Genomic DNA, 21,543 nt, shown 5'->3' on the forward strand with positions numbered 1-21,543 from the left:
GTTTGACCCCCACTTATCCTCCTTTGATTCCTCTGAGTCTTGAATGGGGGTCTTACTGCCCGTTAGACTGCGATAAAGCTGGGAAATCTGGAAAAAGAATGTACGTTAGAACAGCGGACAAGGGGGTACACATGGGGTATGCAAACAAATAATAATGCGCAGTTTTTATACATCTAGTGAAGTGGAGGTCTTCCCATGTTTGGGTATGATGATTTTTTGAAGTTCATGCAAGCCTTTTTTGTGGTATTCCCAATAGTGACACTCATTCATTTATTGGGTCATATATTCTTTGCAGCCATTTTTGGCGGGAAAGGGATCCGGGTTATAATTGGCACAGGTAAAATACTATTCTCAATGAGGTTTTTGGAGGTTAGGCGGTTTTACTTCTGGTATGGAGGGTGTGAGTACACTTCTTTAACATACAGCAATAAATTGACCAAATCGCTTATCTTTTTAGGAGGATCTATTTTTAACATTGCCAGTATTTTTCTTGTGAATTACTTGATCCGAATCGGCATTCTGGATGCTAATATGCTATGGTACCAATTTGTCTATTTTTCCTTTTATTACGTCTTTTTCGCCCTGCTGCCAATGGATATGGCAGATGGAACGCTTAGTGACGGGAAGGCAATGTACAAGCTCTGGGTTGATAAAAATGAAGATGATTCCTCAGCAGACTGCCAGCTGGTTGATGAAAAAAAATAATATGCATTCAAAAGGAAGCCCCAATCACCGGAGCTTCCTTTTTTGTCTGTTTTTCATTTCATAATTGCTTCTTACAGCAAGGGCCAATGGTGATGAAATTGCCTGATAAACAGTTTTTTCGGCACATGAAAGAATTCTTTCCTGCCAATACTAATGGCGGAGGTGAAGTGTGATATGTATTTCTCATGGATATTAGGGGTTATGTTATTAGTTCAAACACAGACTGCTGGACTTCCAGAAGGTTTATCCATCGAAAATAACGGCGAATCCATTTCAAATATCAGCAGAATAGACTATCAAATACCTTTTCCCGGACTCCCTCTGGTAGATAGTGAACGGTTCATTCAGCTGCTTGAGAAATTGGATCGTCAGACGTATATTCCGCCTATGAACGCTTATATAGGTGATAGCGGGCGGATCGTTGCGGAGAAACCCGGCAGAATACTGCATCGTAAAGCATTCACAGATATTTTTTATTCATATTTTTATCATAAAGGGCCGGCCAGAATTGAAATTCCGATGCTCCCCGTTTATCCACGAGTCGATCGGGACCTTCTTTCCCATATCCGGGTTAAAATGATCGGCCAGTATGTTACATATTTTAATCCAAATAACACCTCACGCTCTCATAATATTCAGCTTGCAGCCGAAGCCCTTGATAATACAGTTGTTTTTCCGAATGAAGTATTTTCTTTTAATCGTGCTGTCGGCAAAAGAACGGCGGGGAAAGGCTATATGCGCGCTCCAGTGATCGTTAGAGGGGAGTTGTCGGAAGATATCGGAGGCGGGATCTGCCAGGTATCCTCCACTCTGTTCAATGCAGTTGACCGGGCAGGCGTGAAGGTGCTCGAGCGTTATTCCCATAGCAAAAAGGTTCCATATGTACCGTCCGGACGGGATGCAACGGTAAGCTGGTATGGCCCTGATTTCACCTTTAAGAACCGTTACAGCTCACCACTGCTTATACGGGCAAAAGCCCTGCACGGTCAGATGGTGATCAGAGTATACTCATCTGATGAAATAGATTATGAGCCCCGCCAGGTACCAAAGGCTTCTACAATGCTGCCGGAAGAAATCAGCATTGAAAAGGAAGCGGTTAAAGAGGATTGAAAGCCTTCATTTCATTCGAAATTACGACAGTCTATAAAAAAAGACCAAGGAGCATTATTACCAGCCCAAAAATCGCAGAGACCCGCTTCACGCTTCTGTTCTGCCGGGGCTTCAGGAATAAACTGATCACAAAACCAACCGGCAGAACAATGCCATTAAAGCTAAAAGTAAATGTCCCTAATAGATAATAGCCAATCAGCTTCAGCACCAAGTGTTCTTCTTCCTCTTTCCTGCTGCGGAACAAAAGATAAATGCCGGCTGCCCATAAAAGCAAAAAGATTATAATCATGTTATGCACCCCCTTTAGATACGGTATTCTGTGTTAAGCAGGAAGGTGCCAAAGATAGAAAACACCCGCTCATAAGCGGGTGTTCATCTTTAAATAAGTGGTACAGAAGAGACAATCACTCCATCTTCATCTGCATATACATAATCACCCGGCTTCCAGTCAATCCCGCCAAATGTAACAGGAATGCTGCGGTCCCCTTTTCCCTCCTTTCTGCTTTTTAAAGGGTTGCTGCCAAGTGCCAGGATGCCTGTATCGAGGCTTCCAAGCTCCACAGTATCCCGAACGCATCCATAAACAATTACACCGGCAAGCTTTCTTGATTGAGCTATCTCACCAAGCCTGTCCCCCATTAGTGCACATCTTTTTGAACCTCCGCCATCCACCACCAGCACACTTCCCTCCGGAATGGACTCCAGCGCCTCTTTGACCAGCACGTTATCTTCAAACACTCTAACAGTAGAAATGGGACCGGAAAATTTGCTTTTTTGCCCATAAGATTTAAACTCCTGCTGGCAAATACGCAGCTCCTGGCTATGATCATCACATAAGTCCGCCGTTTTAAAATCCAAAAGAGATCTCCTCCTTTAGCGTTTTTGGCTGTAAACCTCTTTATGCCATCTTTCAATACTTCGATATGCAGCAGCCTGTTCCCTTCCTTTTTTCATAATCGAAAGGGAAAGATTGCAGATTTCAGGCATATATCTTTTAGTAAGGAAACTCTGCGCTAATAGAAAAGGGAGGTTAAAGGATGGCTTTAATGTGGGCTATTACAATCGGTTTTATTGTTTCATTGGGGCTTGTCGGATTTATGCTTGTCCATTTTCTAAAGGGTGCAATGGATTCCCGCGATTCCACGACTGTTGACAGGATTCAGAGTGATTCGAAAGAGTAGTGAAAAGAGGCTGCCGGAATGGGCAGCCTCTTTTCTAGCTTTGACAATTTGCACAATAGAACGTTTTTCGTGAGGATATTTCTTCTTTGACTATAGGGCTGCTGCAGCGGAGGCATGGTTCTCCTTCTCTGTCATAGACCCTGCACTGCTCATTATAACCCCCGGTTTTGGCATCTCCTTTAAATAAGGGCTCTTCCATATAGCCCCCAAACTGAATAGCCCGGGTTAATACGCCCTTCATGGACTGATACAGAATTTTTATTTCATCCTCATCCAATTCATCTGCTTTTTTCATTGGCAGCAGTCCGGCCTCAAAACAGATTTCATCGCTGTAGCAGTTGCCGATTCCGGAGAGAAACTTTTGATTGACAAATGTCGTTTTCAGCATTCCTCTTCTGCTTCCGATCAGTTCCCGGAAGGCCGGAAATCCCAATATGTGATCCAGAGGCTCCGGCCCCAGATGGGAAAGCTCCTTATCCACCTCTGCGTCTGTCAGCAAATGCAGATAGCCAAGTCTTAATCCAATAAAATAAAGCTTTTTATCACCAAAAGAAATAATAACCTGTTTGGTTCGGTCAGGATTGTCCGCTTCGCTGCCGATATACATCCATCCCCCGAGCATAAGGTGCAGCAGCAGATTTTTACCGGAGCTCAACTTAAAAATAAGGTACTTGGCCCTTCTTTGGATTTGCGTTATTTGCACATTAATCAGCTGACTTTTGAATTGGGCAGGCTGCACATTTATTGATTTTTCGCGGTTTACCTCTACATCAGTAATGACTTTAGGGACCAGTTTCTCCGTTAACAGCCTTCTGTAGGTTTCCATTTCCGGAAGCTCAGGCATGGTGTGTCAGCTCCTTCCTAAAATACTGTTACCTTAGTATTTAATGGAAGGATTCACTTCATTCCTGAAAACTGCACAATCCATTTTTTTCGTTTGTTCAACTTTCCGTAACAATAGTTTCCAATATTTTGATGTTAGAAATGGTACGATGATGATATAGGGAGGTTTTTCCATATGCAAAAGAACCATTCCAGCAATCAGGCTTTAATGTTTTTTATCATTTATATGGCGTTATTAGGAAGTTTAATTTTTGCGGCTGTCACATTCAAACCCACTTTTCAACAGGAACAGCCTTCAGAAATTTCTTCTGCTTTCTCCAAAGAACTCCAGATTCAAAAGCACAATCAGGAAAAGAAAGCAGCTGAGAACGAAGGAAAATGGCAGCCATCCAATACTTTTGTGATCACAGCCATTTCCATCGGCTCATGTCTTGATATCATCGTTGTACTTCTCTGGGCCCGGCATGAAAATAAAAAGAAGCAGCAGGGGCATTTCTCCAATCTGAATAGGTTGGCCAATAAGAAGTGGTTCTGGTACCTGGTTTCAATGGGCATTGTTTTGCCCAAGAATGGCAAGTTGACTTTCAGTCTGAAAAACTTCATCTTAACTGTTATTTTTTTGGTTTTATTGAAGTTTTGGCTGTTTGACCAGCTCGAGAATATCTAAGATCCTCACAGACTCCGATTAACAGCCTCATTCAGCTGTGCAATAATATCATCCGCATGTTCAATGCCAATGGATATCCTTACCACCTGCTTGGTAATGCCGAGCTCCCAGCACACTTCAGGAGGCAGTGCCCGGTGGGATGTTGTCAGGGGATGGGATACGGACGTTTCAACGCCTGCAAGTGTCGGCACAATTTTTATCCATCCAAGCTCTTTGAAAAATTTATTCACATCTGCACTCTCACACAATTCAATTGTGACGATGGCGCCGAACCCTTCTTCACCGTGCTGAAAAGGATAATAGACTTTGTTTACTTCCTGGTTTTGCTCTAATGCGCTTGCCACTCTTCTGGCATTGGCAGACTGCTGCTTCATTCTGAGAGCCAGCGTTTTCGCTCCCCTGCAGGTCAGCCAGGCTTCAAACGGACTTAGATTTGCCCCGAGGTTTACAATTTTGCCGCGCGCTTTTCCAACCAGCTCTTCATCTCCCACGAGGACACCTGCAGTGATATCACTGTGTCCGCCTATGTATTTGGTTGCACTGTGGACGACTAGATCAATGCCTTTCAAATAGGGCTGGCAATGATACGGAGTGGCAAATGTATTATCAATCAGGGTAACGAGATGATGCTTCTTCGCCAGGCGGACGACTTCTTCAAGGTCTTCCACTCGCAATAGTGGATTTGTGATGCTTTCTGAGTATAGAAGTTTTGTATTTTCCTTAATGGCCCCCTCCACCTGATGAGGATCAGAAAACGGCACAAAGGTAACTTCTATACCGAGATGTGTCAGCTCTTCCTTAATTAAATGGAAGCTGCCTCCGTACAGGTCATCGGCGGCCACAATATGGTCTCCGCTTTTGACCACAGCAAGCACTCCCGAGAGGATGGCAGATAAACCGGAGGAGGCAGCTGTCCCGGCCGGTGCTCCTTCAAGTCCGGCAATTAATTCACCAAGCTCATCTGTATTCGGATTTCCCACCCGGGAATAAAGATAATTGCCGTTCCCCTGATAAAATCCCTCCAGCTCATCAAGATCGCTGAATGCAAAAGCGGAAGTTTGATAGATGGGTGTGACTTTACTTTTAATTTTGCGATTGCTGTTATTCTTTTTATGCAGAACAGAAGTTTCGAAATTCATTTGGCCTTTCCCCTTTAAAAGAAATAAGTCTGGAGAAGCGCCCAGACCTTTTTAATAATAATTAGCTGAATTTATAAAAAAATTATATCAATACAGCTTTTATGCGTCAATGAATGAAAGGATCGCTATTCTACTTGACTTCCTTCAGAAAGCTTTTAGTCCTGATGCCCGTCCGTCGAATGATTAATGTTGTATCTACATGTATATCTGCATCAGCAAATTTTTCATCCCAGTTATTCTGGACTTTTTTGAAATTCTTATAATCCTGTCTCAGCACAAATTCACCAAAACCAAAAATATCGGTGCCATATTCCTGCTGAACCTTCTCAATCGTTTTTCCAACCATAGCATTAATCTGCTTTTGGGCCATTTCTCCATTTTCAACATATGTCTTTGCCTTATCAAACTGATCGTTGCAATGAGTCCCGTCAATATACGCCTCTGCTCTGATTTTTATATCTATCTTTGCTTTTCCATTTTCGAGTTTACCTTTAACCTTTGTCCTTGTATCATATACTCTAAGCCCCATATACTGGCTTTCATTGCACTTAACGGTAATGGATGTTTTATTAATTTTATTCTGAATCCATAAGTAATTTCTTGAATCCGTCAATGTCAGAAACCCTTCCAGCTTATCACCTTTGAATATTGCCAGTGAGTCCAGGACGACAAGCGCATCCGGGGTGACCTTCATCATATTTTCCGCACTGGCGCCAGCTTCCGGGTCACCCTTAATCCTGACAGCGGCCATTACAGGCTGGCGTCCCGGGGCGGTCCAGGCTGTAATAACATCATTCATCCTCACTCCTGGGTCTCCACCCCAATCCTTCATCATGGTGTCCAGCTGCGTGTGCAATTTTAAAGAAGTTGATTTCTGGAATTGATACGTCACTTTTAGAACATCAGAGCCCTTGGCCCCTCTTGCAATCAAAATATTAAAATCATCCCGAATTTCTCTGTTTCTCTCCAAGAAATCAATAAAGTCAATAATGCCTTCTTCTGCAAGCTCTTCTCCGATAATCAGAGTGCGCATGTGGGAATAGATCAAATGCCTGGATATCCCTTCGTTCACTCTATAAGTCAGTTCAGCCAAAGAGTTTCCTTCAGCAGAATAAACAATGGATGGAGCATAGCCGCTGGCGGTGCGGTTATTCAACTCTGTTGCATTAATACCTTCAACAGTCAGGGTATATTTACCATCCTCGCCCTTATCCACAGCCATTCCTGTCACAACGGTTATTTCACCCAGCTCTCTCTGGTCCCAGCATCCAGAGAGCAATATAACCGTCAAAACAATGGCGGACATCACACCAAATTTTTTCAATTGGGCTGCTCTCCTTTCATTGGGGGAGGAGAAGGCGACCCTGTCTTTGGAAATTTTTCAGGATTCTGCGTTTTTAAATAAGCAGGCCTCTTCCTCATGCTCCAAATCGGGAATCGGAAAAAGACATCTTTCTGCTGCTCAATGATAAATGGAGCAACTGGTGATAGATACGGAACACCAAAGGATCTGAGAGAGCTTAAATGGGCGACAATAAAAACAAGAACAATCAGGACTCCATACAGGCCAAGGAAAGCCGACACGATAATCAGCAGGAATCTTAGCAGCCTTGCTGCAGCAGCAAAACTATAAGTGGGTGATACAAAATTGGCTATGGCTGTAATGGCCACAATTATGACCATGATATTTGATATAATCCCTGCTTCTGCTGCTGCCTGTCCGATGACGAGAGCGCCTACAATTGATACTGTCTGCCCGACAGCCCTTGGCATCCGGACACCTGCTTCCCGCAGAATCTCAAAGGTAACTTCCATCAAAAGCACTTCAATGACTGCCGGAAAGGGCACTCCTTCCCGCTGTGCAATAATCCCGAGAAGCAGTTGTGTCGGAAGAAGCTCATGGTGAAAGGTTAAAATCCCGACATATAAGGATGGCGTAATCAATGCGATCATAAAAGATAAATACCGGATCATTCTTAAAAAGCTTCCCATCATGAAGTTTTGATAATAATCTTCTGCAATGGAAAAGAAATCAACCAGAACAGCCGGAACCACCAGCACAAAAGGAGTCCCGTCAACAAGGATGGCAATTTTCCCTTCAAGCAAATTGGATGCCACCGCATCAGGCCTTTCTGTATTCAGCGCCAGCGGAAAGGGTGTAGCGGATTTGTCTGCAATCAGCTCTTCAATATTTCCAGATTCAAATATGGCGTTTACTTTAATTTGGCCAAGCCTTTTGCGGACTTCCTGGACGATCTTCTCATTCGATATCCCTTCCATGTACCCGATGTATACAGAAGTATTAGTCTCAGATCCAATGATAAATTTTTCAAAGCGAAGCTTTCTATTTTTAATTCTTCTCCTCAGCAAACTAACATTTGTTGATATCGATTCCACAAAACCATCCTTAGGCCCCCTAATAACCGTCTGGGTGCTTGGCTCTGTAATGGAACGGTCTTCACCTGAGGCCATAGAAAGGGAAAGCGCTTTTTCCATATCTTTAAAAATGATAATGATGTTGCCATAAAGAAGTGCAGTAATGATATCATCGAATGACTCAACCAGCTGGTAGCCTGCCCCTCCGAATTTCTCTTTGCATAGCGATTTCAAATCGTCCTCCGTTGTTAATTCAATGCCATCCTCCTTCCCGCTGAGCGATTGCAGGATCGTTTCTTTTAATAATTTTGTATCAATCATTGTTGTAAGATAGATGAGTAAAGCATCTTTTCCTTCTGTTTTCAGCTCATCCATGCTTAAATCAACCGTGCTGCCGAACTCTGCATTTATTCTTTTTTTCAGCTGTTCCAGACTCATGCTTTTTAAGTCTGGGCCAGTGTCCGCAGCTTCCGCAGGCTGAACAGGATATTCTTTCTTTTTGTGCATTTTTAAAAGTGATTTAAGAATACTCAAAACTTCATCCCCTTCACGCCGGGTTTAGCCTTTTTCTTTCTCCGCTTCCATAAAACTGCAATCAGCAGAAGTGATGGCAGTCCAAACTGCAATGGCAAGTGCAGGAAGTATGGGACCATCTCAAGACCCTCCTGCCAATGATCACCGAAATTTACTGATATTAATATAGAAAAAGATGAAACAATCATGGCTACCGGCAATGAAAAATACCGGTAAGGAAGCCGGAAGGTATACTCCAGGCCTTTCAATCCAGCAAACAAAAACACCGATCCCTTGACCAATATCCCCAGCATCATAATAAAAACAACGAGTGCATCTATTCTTTCAATAAAATTCCCGATGGAGACTTCGCGTGCAGAACTGAGCATAGGAAAATTGGAACGCTGCAAAGCATCAGCTCCAAGTGTGACAATCATCAGAAACATCGCAAATAATAAAAGAGCACCTGCAATTCCCACTCCCATCAATGAAACACGCAAACAATATTTAAAGTTGGTTACAACCGGAAGAATGAGTGTAAAGGCAATTAGCTCACCAAAAGGGAACACGATCAAAGTGGGAAATAGTGCATTCAAAACAGGCTTTAGACCATCTCCAAGTACAGGCTTAATCTCATGTAAATTGGCATTGCCGCTTGCAAATAATAGGATGGTTAGAAGAAACAAAAATCCGAATAAATACGGAGTAAAAATTTCCGATGTTCTGCCAAGGACTTCAAGTCCGAGATATAAAATATAAGCCATCAGCAGACAGATGGTCAGCGAGATAATTTCTATTGGTGTCGACGGCAGAATGGCCGAAGCAATCAATTCTCCAAAATCACGGACCACCCTGCAGGCAAGGTATAGGAAATAAACCACGTAAGAAATAGAAAAAATGATTGCAAGCGGCCTTTTAAAGCCAAACTCCATCAGCTCGAAAAAATTTTTTCCAGGCACCCGGCTTATTAAGAAATAATAGAAAAGCATGATACCAAATCCAATCAGTATGGCGGCTGCGATTGCAATCCAGGCATCTTTTTTGGCATCCCCGCCTACTCCGACAACAATGGCGCTTCCTAAAAGGAAATTGATCAACAATGTCAGCAGCTGGCTGAGAGAGATATTCTCTTTTAACATTCCATCACCAATCCCTTTTAAAATGTATGTTCTTTTAAGCATGTCCAAGCTTTCTCCGCCAACATATCATCGGGATGATCCTGATTTTTTCTTTGCTTTAAAAAGACGAAAATCAATGACTGCACTTGAAAGCATTCCAATAAGTACAGAAACAATAATGATCATTCTTCCAGTGGCAATCTCCGTAAACAGTAAATTCCTCAAAGCTTCCCAGATCGTATAATCAAATATTTTCATATCAAAAAGTGCAGCTAATATAGTCAATAACAGAAAAATGCTCAGATAGCTAAATGTAATCATGACTGTACCCCATTATCATTCAATACTGTATATCCTTTCTCAGCCTGCACATTTTATCCAAAAATGATGGAAAAAACAGCAGAGAACCGGATTTATCATTCCCCTGATTAATTAACAATTTAATGGGTATGGTTAGAGAAGGAGAAATTGTATAGAAATAGGGTTTGCAGGAAAAATTATGTACGAATATAACGTAGGAGGACAAATATGACGACATCCAACCACAACACACCCCAATATCCTGAGCCATATTGGAGGGAAGAGGAACTTCCTGCCTTTGACAAGCTCAGAGAAGATGCTCATACGGACATTGCGATTGTCGGCGGAGGCATTACCGGGATAACGGCAGGGTACCTTCTTGCCAAGGAAGGCTTTAAAGTGGCGATTCTTGAAGCAGGCAATATCCTGAACGGCACCACTGGCCATACAACAGCCAAAGTGACGGCACAGCATGGCTTAATATATGATGAATTGATCAGCCACTTTGGCGTGGAAAAAGCCAAGCTCTATTATCAGGCTTCGGCTGATGCACTGAATTTCGTCCGGAACACAGTAACTGAAAAACAAATTGAATGCGACTTCAGTAATGAAGAAGCAATCATCTACGCTGTATCGGAAGAGTATGCACAAAAAGTCGATAAAGAGCGGCAAGCCTATGAAAAACTCGGAATCCCACACGGAATGAAGGAGAGCATTCCGTTTAACATCAACACGACTGCCGTGCTTTCCATGTTTGACCAGGCCCAGTTCCATCCGGTTAAATACTTGAAAAAGCTGCTTAAAGACTTTGTGGATTTGGGAGGAATTGTATATGAAAATACAACAGCAGCAGATATTGAAGAAGGCAGTCTTCCTGATGTTGTAACAAGAGATGGGCATCGCCTGAAATGCAAATATGTCATTGCGGCTTCCCACTTCCCTTTTGCAGATATGAAAGGGTTTTATTTTTCCAGATTATCTCCGGAAAGATCTTATGTACTTGGCGTAAAAATTAAAGAGGACTTCCCTGGAGGCATGTATTACAGTGCCGATTCACCGACCCGCTCGCTGAGGTACACACCCTTTAATGGAGACAAGCTCATTTTAGTGAGCGGCGACAGCCACAAAACAGGACATGGGCCGGATACAATGAAGCACTACGACGCCCTGGAAGTCTTTGCAGAAGAGGTGCTTGGTATTACCGATTATCCTTATCGATGGTCTGCCCAGGATTTATACACACTTGATAAGGTCCCTTATATCGGCCCGATCACGTCCAAACAGAAGAATATCTTTGTCGCAACAGGCTACCGGAAATGGGGTATGACAAACGGGACAGCAGCTGCCATGCTGATAAAGGATCAGATTATGGAAAGAGACAACCCTTATGCCGACCTGTTTACGCCATCCAGATTCCAGGCTGACCCAAGCATCAAAAAATTTATAGCAGCCAATACAGATGTTGCCGGACAGCTGATCAAAGGCAAGCTTGAATTCGTGCCAAAAGAAACAGGAGATCTGTCAAAAGATGAGGGCGGCGTCGTGATGATCAAAGGCAAACGGACAGGGGCATACAGGGATCCTGAAGGCAGCCTTCACCTTGTGGATACAACCTGCACCCACATGGGATGTGAATGCGAATGGAACCATGGTGACCGCACATGGGACTGCCCATGCCACGGCTCCCGCTTTTCCTATGATGGGACCGTTGTGGAAGGTCCGGCGGCCAAACCGCTGAAGAAAGTGGAAGAATAATAATATTTTATAGACAGTCTCCTATGGGAAACTGTCTTTTTTGTGGAATTTGCGGTAATTGATCGGATTCCCATCCATTTATGTGCGGAAAAACGTATTTTCTGTGAGGATAGCTGAATTTTATGTGCGGATAAGATTTTTTCTGTGCGGATAGCCCATTATTATGTGCGGTTAGACATTTGGGCTGTAAATATGGCTTCCTTATAGATGTTGAACTGCTGGAGCCCGCTTTTACCTTCTGATAACTGGATATTACTTGCAGATAGCTCATTTTTATTTTCGGATAAACCGTTTTACTACCGTATAGCTCATTTTTATTTTCGAATAGCGGCAGCAAAAAAAATCCCCCTTTAAAAAGGAGGATTGTTCATCAGTCCTGCACGTTGTTTTCTTTCTTTTCTTTACTGCCGGTTGTGAATTCAACAAGCTCTTCGCTTGTTCGCTGCGGTCTGTGTTTATTGTTATTGCGCTGTGCATTGCCATTTCCAAGTTTGGTTCTGCCCATATTCTCATCTGCTCCTTTTTTGTTTTATCAGGAGTAGTATGAGTCAATTATGAACCAGTTATTCTGATGCCGGCACTCCAAGTTCAGGTGCTTTCCTATGACTCGTAGCCTGTTCAAAGGCATAAGCAAGTTTGATCAGGAGCGGCTCACTATAGGCAAGCCCTGTAAATGTAATGCCCACCGGCTCTCCTTCCGGGGTATACCCGGCCGGTACTGTGATGGATGGATATCCCGCTTTTGCCGGGATGCCTGCTCCATAATTATTCGGGAACACGATGGCATCCAGATTATGCTCCTGCATTACATAGTCAATGCCCTGCTCCCCGGAAAAATAGATATCCTTCTCAAGTGCTGATATATAGGCCATTTCTTTTAAATCTCCGCTTGTTTCCTCCGCTTCAATCAGAATGGATTGACCGTATTTCAAGCACTTTTCACTGTTTTTTTCATTAAACTTAATGACATCGGACAGGGTGCGAATATGAAGGTGCGGGGCGACAGTCCGCAGATAGGCATTCACATCCGCTTTAAATTCATAAGTCAGGACGTCATAGCTCCACTCAGTTTTTGTGGAAGGAATCACTATTTCGTCGACCACCTCTGCCCCCAGTTCATTTAACTGGGCTACAGCTTGATTCATAACGGCGAGCTTCTCAGAACTTAAGTAGTCAAAATAGGTCTCTCTGGCAATGCCGATTCGTGCGCCATGCAGTCCATTTTCATCAAGGAAAGCGGTAAAATCCTTGCCCTGCAGATCCTGATTTGTCAGGGTAACCGGATCATTTTCATCAGAGACTGCCAGCACGTTCAATAATAATGCTGCATCCTTTACCGTTCTTGCCATAGGCCCTGCAGTGTCCTGGCTATGGGCAATTGGAATAATTCCGGTTCGGCTGACAAGTCCCACTGTCGGCTTTATTCCAACGAGAGAATTCTGGCTGGCAGGGCTTAGTATGGAGCCTGATGTCTCCGTTCCAATGGCTGCAGCTGCAAAATTAGCGGCAATAGCGGCTCCGGATCCTGCGCTCGAACCTCCTACATCAAATTTCCCAGGCCCATAAGGATTTAAGGTCTGTCCGCCCCGTGAGCTGTATCCGCTCGGCATCCCTTCTGTCATAAAATTGGCCCATTCTGTCATATTCGTTTTTCCGATAATGACGGCTCCCGCTTTTCTTAATTGAAAAACCACAAATGAATCACTTTGTGCATAGTGATCCTTCAAAGCAAGTGACCCGGCAGTTGTCTGCATCTTGTCTCCTGTATCCATATTATCCTTTAACAATATAGGTATTCCATGAAGAGGGCTGCGCGGCCCCTTCTTTTCTCTTTCCGCATCAAGAGCAGCTGCAATATGCAGTGCATCCGGATTGAGTTCCAAAACAGAATGAATGTTTTGATCCAGCTGACCAATTCGGTTCATATACATTAATACAATTTCTTTGGAGGTGATTTCCCCATTCTGCATTTTTTCCTGCAGTTCTTCTATCGTGGCTTCAAGCAAATAATCATCATGAAAATTCTTTAGCCTTGGATTCTCCATCATTGATTTCCCCTTATTCTTTAGTGAAATAAAGTTCCACTTACTAATTCGCTTAGAAAAGGAGAAATTCCTTTTTATAAAAAAATGCCAGGCACCAATTGATATAGGTGCCCGGCACTTTATTTTTAAACGATTTGGCCGCCGCGCATGACTTTCTTTTCGGCAGTGAGGCCCAGTTCTTTCGCCATTTTTTTAAGTTCTCGCTCTTCTCTTTCAGTGACGAGAGAAATAACGGTTCCGCCTGCGCCGAATCTTCCTGTTCTTCCCGAGCGGTGGACATATTGATTCATATCCTTCGGGAAGTCAAAATGTACGACATGGGTGACTCCCTTGATGTCCAGCCCTCTTGCCGCAACATCTGTGGCAATCAGCATATTCGTTTTGCCCGTGCGGAAGTTCTTGATGGCTTTCTGCCTGTCAAATTTGCTCAGGTCGCTGTGCAGAGTGCTTGAAGAGATATTTTTAAAATCAAGCTTTTCGGCCATTACCGTGAGGTTGCCGATATCCTTGACAAATACCAGTGCCTTTATATCTTCAAGCCTTGAGACCTTTTCGAGCATTTTGATTTTGTCCCGCGCTTCTGCCACAAAATAAATATGGTCCACACCCGCAGCCTGAATGGTTTCATCCTTCTCGACACGAATGACTTCAGCATCAGCTGTCAGTTCTTTTGCAAGCTGCTCAACAACCGGCGGCAGTGTCGCTGAAAACAGCAGGACCTGGCGTTCTTTAAGTGTAGATTTAACAATGTTTTGAACCGTCTGAGTGTGTTCCTTAACGAGAAGCTGATCACCTTCATCCAGGACAACGGTTTTGACTTCATGCATTTTCAGCTTTTTTTGTTTAATCAGCTCGAGCACCCGTCCCGGCGTTCCTAAAGCAATGTGCGGATGCTTCTTTAATTTTTCAAGCTGCCTTTTCACATTGGCTCCGCCGATAAAAGAAGCTGCTTTAATTCCGCTGCCTTCAGCCCATTTTTGGATCTCGCTTAATATCTGCATCACAAGCTCCTGTGAAGAGGCTAAAATGACAGCCTGTACCGCCTGTTTATCCGGATCAATTTTTTCCAGGACCGGCAGCAGGTAAGCAAGTGTCTTGCCTGTTCCAGTCGGAGACTCGGCAATAATATCCCTGCCCTCCAAAGCCGGAGGAACCGCTTCTGCCTGAATGGTCGTCGGCTGAGTAAACGCAGACTTTTTCCATGCCTCCAGGATAAATGGTTTCATATTTTCAATAAAAAATTGTGTCATATGTTACTCCTTTAACTTTATTGCGTGTAATCAGATAAATTATTTTTAGTATAGCCGAAAAATCGGAAAAAACTAGTATCGGTAATGATACTAGCTTATAGGCAGGAAGTTGTCCACCCTTAACAGGAAAAGGCACGAAGCCATTTCTGGCATCCGTGCCTTAATACTTACTTATGAATCCATACAGCTCCGGCAGAGTTGTCCTTGGCTTCACCGACCACTTGGAATTTCAAGCCGTGTTCAGGAACAATTCGTCCTGCATCAGGAATCAGACTGTTGATGTACTTGTTGGAATCATCAAAAACTGAAATTCCTTTAAGGCCAGGGTAGTCATAATCCCCGCGGGTTGGCGAACTTACTTCCCATGCTGGTGCTTTGTCCAAGGAGAACGCAGCATCCGCAATCTGATATCTTGTGCTTTGAGATACTGTTTCTTTGCCATCTAACAGACCGGTAATGGCTTCCGGATGTGAATCCACCACTCCAAGAAAACCTTCTCCCGGATGAACGCCAACCCAGTTGTCTGTGTGGCTGTCATCAGCATACCAAACAACTAAACCAGTGTTGTATTTTACACCTCTTGATTGGGCAAGGGCTGTATCGGAGCCTGCGTAATTTCTCCATTCAAGGTAATAATGGTTCTTCGCAAAGCTGATTCCGTTGGAAACAATGAATCCGTCAAGTGCCATCTGAGAGGCGCCTTCAGCATCGTCTGAGAAAATCACATTTCCATCAGCTGTTACAGTGATTTCATCCATCGCAAATCCGTCCAATGCTAAGCCGCCATCTGTTACATATTCGAATTTCAGGCTAACTTTTTTACCGGCAAATCCGCTTAAGTCATATTCCTTATCCACCCATTGTCCTTTTGAAGATTCTGCACGGGCATCGCCGTCTGTATCTTCATCACCAATTGTATCAATTACTGTTTCTGTGCCATCGGATGTTGCAGTAACTGTCAGATAATCATAATCAAACTCAATATCATAATAAACTTTCGCATTGAAGACAGCAGCTTCCGCAGTTGTTAAGTCGAATTCAGGCGTCGTCAAAGTGGTATGAAGGTCATCACCTTTCGTGCTGTAGTAATATTTCTCTCCAAACGCAGGTTCAATTCCCTTCACTTCTTTTTCAGGAAGATTTACTTTTACAATTCCCGGGTTTTTAGATTTGGTTACACTTTGGTCAATAACTGTTGCCAAACCTTTTTTATCAATATCTTCATAATTTACTTCCATAATATTGGCCCAGTTTCCGCCCATTCCTTTTTGGAAAAATTCTTTGTTTTGCGGTGAGAAGCTGGTTGGCTCTGTACCAGCTATTTTGCCGTTCCAGCTGCCTCCGCTCATGATGGACCAGGAAGCAACCGGCTCACCTTGACCGGTGTATTGCGTATCATACTCGTCCGGCAATCCTAAATCATGTCCGAACTCATGGGCAAACACCCCGACAGCTCCATCTTCAGGCTGAATCGTATAATCAAATGCGCCCATTTTTCCGCCCCAATAATCTACCTTGGCAGTTGTATTCGGAACTGCAAATACTCCGCCAAGCGTCCAGCGGTGAGACCAGATGGCATCATCACCGAGCGCACCTCCGCCAGCTTCCTGTCCTGTACCAGCGTGGATAATCATTAGATGGTCAACCAATCCATCAGGCTCGTTAAGGTTTCCATCTCCATCTAAATCATATAGATCAAATTCATCGTATTCTGAAAGATCCATCCCAGCGTCTACAGCTGCTTTTAAAGCCTCTTTTACTAAGTCGCGAGGTCCTAGAGGAGATAAATTGTCATGGCCTCCGGTAGGGTTATCATCACCATAATCGCCCGCTTTTCCAGGGACCGTCAGCCATTCAGACACAGTGCCGTCCACCGTATAGCTGCCTCCGGACTGCTCTTCATAGAATTGCTTAAATGTTTTTACTTTATCTCCATTAAATAATTCAAATTCAGTATCGCCAAACATCAGTTTTTCATAGTGCTCTTTGCTGAAATCATCAGCGTACATGTAGCCCTCTTCCTGTGTTACATTGTTATGCTTGAAATCTTCAAATTCAGTTAAAAGCACAAGCACTTTGTCTGTTCTGACATCACCATTGTAGTTTGCTTCTTTGGCCGGATCTACTTTTACATATCCGTCCGGTTTGCCCTTTTTAAAGTTTTTATGACCCTTATTCAGCTGCTTTGACAGCTTGTCTTTTTGTTTGGTTAAAAAATCTTTTGTTTTTTTGTCAAACTCATCCTTATGGTCATGGCTATTTTTTGTACTTCCAGGCTGCTTTTCACCTTGCTTTTCTTTTATGTACTCCTTAACTGCCTTTTCTATTTCTTTAGAGGAAGCATCCTTTTTAACCAATCCTCTGTCTTTTAATGCCTTCCCCAGCCGGTCTTCATTCACAATGTTCAAATCAATCGGTGCTGAAATTTCTTCTGCTGAAGCTTTTGAAGGAGCTGCTGTTGTCCCGGCAAAAGATCCCGCAAATAGTGCAGCTGCCATCATCGTGCTGGCTGTAATGGAAGATACAACCTTAAAAGGTTTATTCTTATTACTCATCTTATAGCCTCCTATTTAGTTTTTCTGAATTTTCGAAGTGCGAGATTAATTCTATCAAACTAACATAAAGTTTTTAATAGTCTAACAATACTGTTATTTTAATATTTTGATAACATTTTAATAGGTAATTGTGTTCAATTTATTCAGCGCAAAAAAATAACTGGGTATTAATGCTTATTCATGGGTATAAAAAAGAGAGCATCAGACTGCTCTGATGCCCCCTTGCTTTTATTTATTCAATTTGGTAATTCTTCCTTCAACCACTGGGTTTACTTCTTTCTGTTCTTTGATGTAGTTGAGTAAAGCATCAAGGTCGACGATATCCACAGTGCGGTTCTTGCCGTTTAACAGGGCGCTGTAACCGTCTCCCCCATCAGCCATATAATTGTTTACTGTCACAGAATATTCTTGTTCTGCAGTGATTGGCGTTCCATCGGTTTTTACTAAAGAAACGATGCGATCTCCAGCAGCTCTCGAAGAATCATACGTCACCTTTAAACCGGAAACATGCATAATTCTTTCTTTTGAACCCCACTGCTGTTCGAAAAGTTCTTTAATCTGCGCACCGGTCAATGTCAATGTCACAAGGTCATTTCCGAAAGGCTGTACTGTAAAAGCTTCTTTCCACGTAATATCTCCTGCATCAATGCCTGCACGGACGCCGCCTGAGTTCATGAAGGCAAAGTCAGTATTGGTCTGTGCAATCATGGAGTCTGCAATCAGGTTCCCCATCGGAGACTCTCCGTCAGCATTTACATCCCTCGAAATACCAGTTGAAGTATGGCCGATAACCTCATTTAAAATTGGAGCTGCATCAGCAACATAAGCATCCAGCATCTCCTTGATTACAGCATCTGGTTCAATATCACGTGCAGCGTTTACGATCTCAGCTTTTTTAGCAACAATATCTCCGGAAACCGGATCAATTGTTAAATCTACATCAGAGAAAGCTGTACCATATGAATAGGATTGAACAAGCAATTTTCCGTCTACTACAGTGTTTGTGTACTTATGATTGTGCCCGCCGAACATCACATCCACTTCATCATCAACCGCATTTGCAATTTCTGCGAGTTCTTCTTGAGGATTAGCCCCATCCAAATCAGACACTGCAGGATTGTGAGTAATGACCACAATCGATTTAACGCCCTGCTCCTTCAGATCTGCCGTGTACTTGTTGATCGCTTCCGCTTCGTCTGTGAATTCTACTCCAGCTGTTCCGCTTGGCGTTACGATTCCAGGAGTATCGGAATAGGCAATGCCAATAAAGCCGATAGGCACTCCATTTACTTCTTTAATAACATATGGATCAAGGATTGGTTCCTTTGTTGTTTCATCGACTACATTTGCTGCAACATACGGAAAGTCTGCTCCTTCAAACTCACCATACTTCTCCACCGTTTTAGGATGGGCACCGCCATTGATGAGACGGAGCATTTCATCTACCCCTTCATCGAATTCATGGTTTCCGACTGTACCTATATCAAAACCGATCTCATTAAGCATATTAATGGTAGGCTCGTCCTGAAGAAGGGCAGAAACAGGGGAGCTCGCCCCGACTGCATCACCGGCATGCAGCATGATTGTATTGGGGTTCGCTGCTTCTCGCTGTTTTAAATGTGCAGCTAAATATTCGACTCCGCCCGCATTCAAGCCGGCATTAAATGTATCAAGCTGGCCATGGAAATCATTGATTCCCAAAAGCTGGACTTCAAAAGGCTTTGGCTCCGGAAATTGAAGCGAATACTTCGAAAAGCCATTGCCTGCTTCACCGGCGTAGCCGATTCCGCTGCCTTCAGCAATTGCATTCTTTGCATCCGGTGAAGATTCAAACGTTACATTTACTTCATCGGCAACCGGTGCAAATGACCAATTGGCATCTGCAGAAGGATCGATGGTTTGTTCTTCACGGATATAATCAATGATTGCCTGGCGGTTTTCATCCGGATAAAGCTCTACTGCTGTGTTGTTTCTGACTCCAGGGAAAGTGCCGCTGGCCCGATAATTATTTGTTACAACGATGAATTCCTGATCTGGATCAATAGGTGCTCCGTTATACTGAAGATTTTTGATTCTGTTTGCATCAGCATTAATCTGCTTGCCATCCTTATCATACTTAGCAGGTTCTGTTACATCGATCTCATATGTCACACCATCGATTACATCATAGTTATAAGTAGGGAAATCATTATTAATGAGAGACTGTTCTCCTGCTTCATTTTCTTTTATCTGATTGAACTGCCCTGCAGACATTTCAAGCCATTCTTTCACATCTGCACCTTTAATTTTTACCGTAGCGACTGTATTGGGATACAAATATAGATCAGCTACATTTTTGATGGCGATTGTGCCTTCAGGGATATATGTGTAATAGCTCGCCCCGTTGCGGCCGCCTGCTTTAAAAGGGGCTCCCGCTGAAAGCACGGGTGTATTTTCATCCGGTGTTCCTATTAATTGCTTCTCGATATACCACTTTTGTGCATTCGTTACAATTTGAATGGAAGGATCATCTTTTACAAGTGCAAAATAGCTGTGGATATCCGCTGTTGTTTCCCCGACAGGCTGGCGGACATAATTCACGGTTCCTTCATGCTCTTCCTTTACAGCTTTCAAAATAGCAGGATCTGCATCTGCCAGGCTTTCCTTGACGGTCGCGCCGGATTCATTTTTATAGCTTCTGAAAATAGACCTTAAAGATGACTGGGAATCCTTAACCTGCCACTTGCCCTTTACCTTGGCAATGGTCAGGTCCATAACGCCAAGCTGGTTGCCCCAGCTGCCCGGCATGATGAACGGCACCCCGTTGACCGTTCCCTTTTCTGTATCTACTCCAGGAAGATCGGTGAAATCTCCCGGAAAATTCTTATGGTTGTGTCCGGAAATGACCGCATCAATGCCTTCTACTTTTGTTAAGTCGTAGGCTGCATTCTCTTCCATTTCAGCATATGCTGCATCCCCCATGCCGGAGTGTGCAAGCGCAATGATAATGTCCGCACCTTCTTCTTTCATTTTAGGAATATTAGCTTCTACTGATTTTACAATGTCTTTTGTGATGATTTTTCCATCAAGATTGGCTTTGTCCCATTGTGTAATCTGCGGAGTCACAGCACCGATAACCCCAACCTTAATAACCTGGTTTCTGCCTTTTTCATCAACCATTTTTTTCTTGATGATTTTATATGGCTTAAAATAATTTTTATCATTTTCCGGATTTAGATCGTGGTCATCTTTGTAGACATTGGCATTCACATAAGGAAATGGCGAATCATCCAGGACCTCATCCAGATAATCGAGCCCATAATTGAATTCATGGTTTCCTACCGTAGCGGCATCATAATCTAATAGTTCCATAGCCTTGAAAACAGGGTGCACTTCCCCATCCTCAAGCTTATCTACTTTTGCTTTATAATCGCCAAGCGGATTTCCTTGAATTAAGTCGCCATTGTCGAATAATAATGTATTCTTTGCTTCTTTTCTTGCCTGTTTGATTAAGGTAGCTGTTTTAGCCAGACCAAATTCAATGGTTTCTGCATCTTTATAGTAATCATAGTTATAAAGATGTGTATGTATATCTGTTGTTCCCAGTATCCGCAGGCTTACTTCATGGCTGAATTGATGTTCAGGTTTTCCTGTATGATCAGGCTTTGCTGCCATTACAGAATCATATGAAACAGGAGCTGCCAAGACAGATAGGGACATAGTTGCAGCAAGAATTGTTTTACCTAATTTGCGCGCAGGATTTTTCAAATGGATACATCTCCTCGATATTAGTAGATTAGGATGATAACATTCATAATTCTATCTATTTTTAGACTTATTTGAGAATGAGCAATTAGTCGGAATTAACATGGAAAAATTATTAAATTTCTGTAAAAAAGTAGCCTATTTACCTAAAAAAATACAGCACCCTCATAGGGTGCTGCACAATTTCGGATTGTATTATCATAATATCAGTTACTATTTTCCGGGTCTGCCCTGTACATGGA

At 43.1% G+C, this 21,543-nt stretch carries 18 protein-coding genes; 5 read left to right on the plus strand and 13 right to left on the minus strand.

Annotated elements, in window-relative coordinates; translation table 11 throughout:
• Positions 1–195: 195 nt before the first annotated feature.
• Positions 196–705, plus strand: coding sequence for a hypothetical protein (locus AC3WTL_RS14590; RefSeq protein WP_492369657.1), 510 nt, complete (start codon positions 196–198; stop codon positions 703–705).
• A gap of 174 nt (positions 706–879) precedes the next feature.
• Positions 880–1,815: a VanW family protein gene (locus tag AC3WTL_RS14595; protein WP_222498512.1), complete on the plus strand. Its 936-nt coding sequence runs from the start codon at positions 880–882 to the stop codon at positions 1,813–1,815.
• Between the two features lie 31 nt (positions 1,816–1,846).
• On the opposite strand, the gene AC3WTL_RS14600 is transcribed toward AC3WTL_RS14595, so the two are convergent.
• Together AC3WTL_RS14600 and rraA are read right to left on the minus strand one after the other, a co-directional pair.
• Positions 1,847–2,104 (minus strand): hypothetical protein, encoded by a 258-nt coding sequence (locus tag AC3WTL_RS14600; RefSeq protein WP_197247327.1) that lies wholly within the window; start codon positions 2,102–2,104, stop codon positions 1,847–1,849.
• An 89-nt stretch (positions 2,105–2,193) separates the two neighbouring features.
• A complete protein-coding gene (gene rraA, locus AC3WTL_RS14605) occupies positions 2,194–2,673 on the minus strand; it encodes a ribonuclease E activity regulator RraA (protein ID WP_492369658.1) in 480 nt (159 codons plus the stop codon).
• Positions 2,674–2,852: 179 nt separating this feature from the next.
• Between rraA and AC3WTL_RS14610 the strand changes: the two genes are divergently transcribed.
• Positions 2,853–2,996 carry a hypothetical protein gene (locus AC3WTL_RS14610; RefSeq protein WP_175609172.1) on the plus strand — a complete coding sequence of 48 codons (144 nt, stop codon included), beginning with the start codon at positions 2,853–2,855 and terminating at the stop codon, positions 2,994–2,996.
• A gap of 34 nt (positions 2,997–3,030) precedes the next feature.
• On the opposite strand, the gene mutM is transcribed toward AC3WTL_RS14610, so the two are convergent.
• On the minus strand, positions 3,031–3,840 hold the full coding sequence (gene mutM / locus AC3WTL_RS14615) for a bifunctional DNA-formamidopyrimidine glycosylase/DNA-(apurinic or apyrimidinic site) lyase (protein WP_492369659.1): 810 nt from the start codon (positions 3,838–3,840) through the stop codon (positions 3,031–3,033).
• A 174-nt stretch (positions 3,841–4,014) separates the two neighbouring features.
• On the opposite strand from mutM, the gene AC3WTL_RS14620 reads away from it, so the two are divergent.
• Entirely contained in the window at positions 4,015–4,506 is a 492-nt protein-coding gene (locus AC3WTL_RS14620; RefSeq protein WP_492369660.1) for a hypothetical protein, read from the plus strand.
• Positions 4,507–4,511: 5 nt separating this feature from the next.
• On the opposite strand, the gene AC3WTL_RS14625 is transcribed toward AC3WTL_RS14620, so the two are convergent.
• The 5 genes from AC3WTL_RS14625 to AC3WTL_RS14645 all read right to left on the minus strand — a co-directional run bounded on the left by AC3WTL_RS14625 (position 4,512) and on the right by AC3WTL_RS14645 (position 9,973).
• Positions 4,512–5,645, minus strand: a complete 1,134-nt coding sequence (locus AC3WTL_RS14625; protein WP_492369661.1) for a trans-sulfuration enzyme family protein — start codon at positions 5,643–5,645, stop codon at positions 4,512–4,514.
• Between the two features lie 130 nt (positions 5,646–5,775).
• The gene (locus AC3WTL_RS14630; protein WP_248348863.1) at positions 5,776–6,969 is read right to left on the minus strand and encodes a Ger(x)C family spore germination protein; all 1,194 of its coding nucleotides are present in this window, start codon (positions 6,967–6,969) and stop codon (positions 5,776–5,778) included.
• Positions 6,966–8,555: a spore germination protein gene (locus tag AC3WTL_RS14635; RefSeq protein WP_248348865.1), complete on the minus strand. Its 1,590-nt coding sequence runs from the start codon at positions 8,553–8,555 to the stop codon at positions 6,966–6,968. Before AC3WTL_RS14635 ends, AC3WTL_RS14630 begins: the two co-directional genes overlap by 4 nt.
• Entirely contained in the window at positions 8,552–9,715 is a 1,164-nt protein-coding gene (locus AC3WTL_RS14640) for a GerAB/ArcD/ProY family transporter (RefSeq protein WP_248348867.1), read from the minus strand. The genes AC3WTL_RS14635 and AC3WTL_RS14640 overlap by 4 nt, the downstream gene beginning before the upstream one ends.
• 24 nt (positions 9,716–9,739) lie before the next feature.
• Complete coding sequence (locus tag AC3WTL_RS14645) at positions 9,740–9,973, minus strand: hypothetical protein (RefSeq protein WP_222498500.1); 234 nt, start codon at positions 9,971–9,973, stop codon at positions 9,740–9,742.
• Between the two features lie 207 nt (positions 9,974–10,180).
• Here AC3WTL_RS14645 and AC3WTL_RS14650 point away from each other — a divergent pair, with 207 nt between their 5' ends.
• Positions 10,181–11,707, plus strand: coding sequence for an FAD-dependent oxidoreductase (locus AC3WTL_RS14650; protein WP_248348869.1), 1,527 nt, complete (start codon positions 10,181–10,183; stop codon positions 11,705–11,707).
• 370 nt (positions 11,708–12,077) lie between these two features.
• Here the strand turns inward: AC3WTL_RS14650 and AC3WTL_RS14655 are convergent, their stop codons facing one another.
• From AC3WTL_RS14655 to AC3WTL_RS14675, 5 genes are all read right to left on the minus strand, one after another.
• Positions 12,078–12,212, minus strand: coding sequence for a hypothetical protein (locus AC3WTL_RS14655; protein ID WP_258549819.1), 135 nt, complete (start codon positions 12,210–12,212; stop codon positions 12,078–12,080).
• A 58-nt stretch (positions 12,213–12,270) separates the two neighbouring features.
• Complete coding sequence (locus AC3WTL_RS14660; RefSeq protein WP_492369741.1) at positions 12,271–13,752, minus strand: amidase family protein; 1,482 nt, start codon at positions 13,750–13,752, stop codon at positions 12,271–12,273.
• A gap of 125 nt (positions 13,753–13,877) precedes the next feature.
• Positions 13,878–15,002 carry a DEAD/DEAH box helicase gene (locus AC3WTL_RS14665; RefSeq protein ID WP_222498496.1) on the minus strand — a complete coding sequence of 375 codons (1,125 nt, stop codon included), beginning with the start codon at positions 15,000–15,002 and terminating at the stop codon, positions 13,878–13,880.
• A gap of 167 nt (positions 15,003–15,169) precedes the next feature.
• Positions 15,170–17,557 (minus strand): immune inhibitor A domain-containing protein, encoded by a 2,388-nt coding sequence (locus AC3WTL_RS14670; RefSeq protein ID WP_222498494.1) that lies wholly within the window; start codon positions 17,555–17,557, stop codon positions 15,170–15,172.
• Between the two features lie 228 nt (positions 17,558–17,785).
• On the minus strand, positions 17,786–21,304 hold the full coding sequence (locus AC3WTL_RS14675) for a bifunctional 2',3'-cyclic-nucleotide 2'-phosphodiesterase/3'-nucleotidase (protein ID WP_492369662.1): 3,519 nt from the start codon (positions 21,302–21,304) through the stop codon (positions 17,786–17,788).
• Between the last annotated feature and the right edge of the window lie 239 nt (positions 21,305–21,543).

The sequence above is a fragment of the Cytobacillus sp. EB106-05-05-XG126 genome (genome assembly GCF_058791715.1).